The organism is Blautia sp. CAG:257, assembly GCF_000433815.1.
GTDB classification, from domain to species: domain Bacteria; phylum Bacillota; class Clostridia; order Lachnospirales; family Lachnospiraceae; genus Blautia_A; species Blautia_A caecimuris.
Map to the genome: position 1 here is coordinate 762 of NZ_HF999107.1, position 3,532 is coordinate 4,293.

Annotated in this window: 3 protein-coding genes; all 3 read right to left on the reverse strand. The window is 45.0% G+C overall.

What is annotated here, in order from left to right; all coding sequences use genetic code 11:
* A partial coding sequence (locus QVP40_RS11870; RefSeq protein WP_288200545.1) for a hypothetical protein occupies positions 1-1,453 on the reverse strand: 1,453 nt, incomplete at its 3' end.
* Between the two features lie 24 nt (positions 1,454-1,477).
* Positions 1,478-2,869, reverse strand: a complete 1,392-nt coding sequence (locus tag QVP40_RS11875) for an MFS transporter (protein ID WP_022068609.1) — start codon at positions 2,867-2,869, stop codon at positions 1,478-1,480.
* A 22-nt stretch (positions 2,870-2,891) separates the two neighbouring features.
* Positions 2,892-3,532, reverse strand: a 641-nt coding sequence (locus tag QVP40_RS11880; protein WP_288200546.1) for a uroporphyrinogen decarboxylase family protein, incomplete at its 5' end; no start/stop codon positions are given.

Here is a 3,532-nt window from a genome sequence, read left to right on the forward strand (position 1 = left end):
CAAATTCACTGCTGCAAAGATCTCCGATATAATCCATTACAATGTCTCCAAATGTATAGGACCACATCATATCATTTTTCTTCCGGCAGTACTTCAGGGCTGTAGATGCCTGCCTGTAACAGCTTTCCAGATTAGTCAGATTCTGAAACACATTGCTGAATCCTGCCTTGAACAGCCCGTCTCGTAAAATGCCTGCAATATCTGAAGTATAATGTCTGTTCAGATTCCGGTTAATAATAATACAGACCCGGTTGTCCATGCTTACAGCCTTGCTTCCCTGAACTCTGGCTTCCACATAATTACAGAGACTGGCTGCTGAGGATCCCGGATTTCCCTCCTGCTCCTCTGCGTCCAGGCGGATGCATACATAGGAGTCTTCTGTTTTCCAACCGCACTGTTCAATCCGGCTTGCAATCTCTGAATCAGAAAATTTCTTTCCCTGTATCATTCCCACCAGCATTACTTCCAGCGCCCGCTTATAAGTGTTTTCCATATGGCCCCGTTTTTCCAGAACATAACGTACCATTTCCGCCAGATATTCTGCGGATACAAGCTGTCCCGGTTCCAGAGAGCTGTCAATTTCACAGATGACCAGTCTTCCTTCATATCCTCCGTAGCTGCCCCAGATATTCACATAAATATCCCTGTAGCCTCTCAGATCTGCAGAAAAAATATCTGCTTTTGTAGTGGTAAGTGTTTTCAGATACTCTCTGTCTGTTTTGAACTCATTCAGCTCTTCCAGCGGAGTGATCAGAAGTCCTGTACTTTCATCCCTCTGCCAGTTGATCATTCCCTCTCTCCATACCGGACAGGAAATCACATTCAGTCTGGAATCATGCACAAAAACAGGATTATGGAAGTATTCACAGCTTACTTTACACAGATCATCCACGCTTCCCTGGCGAATCACTATATTTTTTAAAGTGTCTGCCCAGGAACAGTGATACCGGAAAATCTCCTGGCACACATTAAAAAGCTCTGTAAGCTCCGCTTCCCCTGATACCCGGATAATGCTGTTTCTGCCGTTGTTCCACTTCTCACATTTATTCTGTTCAGCCAGAGGATCCTGAACAGATAATTTGCCATTGTCCGGATAATTTTCGTTACTCTGGCTCTGATAACAGTACTCTTTGTTCAGAGGATCCGGATCACATACATTACAGCTGCTTTTATCCTTCCGGTTCAGACAGATATTTCTTTTATCTGAAATATCCTCTCTGTCTGCCAGTATCAGAGAGCAGTGGGTATCCGGAGGAATCTCAGACTTCAGCTGATCTGACCCTGCAATATACACATAACGGGAATCCAGCTTCTTTCCTTTCTGGAAAAAGCGCACTCCTTCCAGACATGCTTCGTCCTCTCCCTGATAAAATTCCAGCTCCGGAAAGCTTTTCCTTATTCCATCTGCCAGCATCTGCAGATTTAAAAGAAATCTGATATCCCTGTTCTCCATCCTGCCTGACCGTCCTTTATCTGTTTATGAACGGGATGCGATCTCCTGTGCGTACTGATCAACCTTATCCTTGGTAAGCTTAAATCCAAATACAAGAGCAACAACTGCTATAATAAGAGCCGCTGCCGGAATAATCATAAAGCCAAGGCTGATAGCGCGTTTCAGCTCCTCGGAGGCTGCTGCCGGATCTATATCCGGGCTGAAATTTCCCATTGCCAGACATGCAGAAATGATAATGCCTCTTGTCATAATAGAAACCTTCAGAGGCACGTTCTGAAGTCCGCTGATCCAGCCTGCTGCATTCTTTCCCGTTTTCCATTCACTGTATACAATGGTATCACCATACAGGGCAGGTGTGCAAGCATAAGTAATTCCATATCCGAACATTGCAATGCTCATAAGAACAATGACAACCATTACGTTATTGTACATCAGGAAAGAGAGGATCAGGAGCACAGCCTGGATTGCCATTACTCCGATCGTTGTTGTCCTTGTGGTAAATTTAATACTTAACGTCTTACTTAAATAAGCTCCGATCACACAGAAAATATTAGTAACAAGAATATAGGTGGAAAGCATTCCCTCATCGCCTGCGATATATGTAAAGTAATAAGCTGCCACTCCCATCAGTACAAAGTTAAACATAAACTTGGCAAGGTCAGCGATCAGAAGCGCGATCAGCGGAGGGTTCTGCAAAAGCGCCCGGATCAGATCCATGCCGCCGGTTTTATCCTTTGCCGCTTTTTTCCCTGCGTTCTCTGCAGGCTGCACACTCTCATAACCGTCAAACATTTTAAAGTGCGCGTAATACAGCACTGCCATAATACATCCAAGCACAAACGCAGCTGCGCCGTACTGGTTCACTTCTCCGATGATCCCTGCCATCACTGCTGCAAGGCCGGGACCTACGTAAGAAAAAATAACCTTTGAAAAATTGGCCCAGGCTGCTCTTGTAGCAGAAAGCTGCGATCTTTCCTCCGGCGTTTTGCCTGCCACTGAGATCATAGAAACATTGGCAACATACGCAAAGTTCCACGCCACATGGCTGGCAATGGCAGCTATAATGATGATCACAGCCGAAACCATTCCGTCGCCGATCTTTACAAACTGAAATGCATAAAGAAATGGAACTAGCCATGGAATAGCGATCAGCCAGGAACGGTAGCGTCCCCACTTCATAGGTTTGATGCTGTTCAGAATGGCCCCGTAAATCCAGGAAAGCAGCGCATCCACAGCGCTTGCCGTTGTGGTGATAAACGTAACCATTGGAAGGCTGAACTTGGCAAGGTTTGTGAGAAAGAAGCTGAAATAATAGCTTTCAATATTTGACATCAGAGTAAATCCACAGTCCCCCACACCATAAAACTTTTTCAGCGCGCCGCTGAGTCCCTTTTTTTCCTGTTTTTGCTCCTTCATAGAGAAATCCCCCTCTCCTTTTCTATTTCGTTTCTGCAAGTCTGATACGGCTGTATCTGTAAAGCTCCTGAGCAAGATCTACTTTCCGGTCAGGCTTTTCATCCTTCAAGCGGCAGGCAAAACGTCCGCTGACTCCCAGCTCATCCACTCTTTTGTGAACCTCTGCAACAGCTTCCTCATCACTCATATCAGCCGGGATCACAAATAACGTACACTGGGCCAGTTCTTTTCCGTATTGATCCATAATAGCCTTTTTGTCATTGGAGGAATCCTGTCCCTCCCATGCGTCAAATCCGGCTTCAATGATCAGAGGCATCAGAGAACCGATACATCCGCAGGAATGAAGACAGATATACATTCCCATGTCATGAGCTGCCTTTGTGACCTTTTTGTACTGAGGCAGAAACAGTTCCTTATAAATCTGCGGTGAAAAGAAGGTACTGATCTGAGTTCCCATATCATCATGGAAGAGAATCATATCTGTATGATAATATTCCTTTGCAATCTTGATCAGTTCAATGTGCCATTCTGCCAGACGGTCATAGAACTCTGTAAGGGCTTCCGGTTCCTCCAGAAGATAGCAGAAGGTATCCTCAAAGCTTGTAAGATCTGCTGTTCTCTCAAAGAATCCATTTACAATAATGAAATAAGTCAGCCTGTCCT

Coding starts and splice junctions, on each gene's coding strand:
- QVP40_RS11875 (WP_022068609.1), bottom strand. CDS start 2,869: ATGAAGGAGCAAAAACAGGAAAAAAAGGGACTCAGCGGCGCGCTGAAA.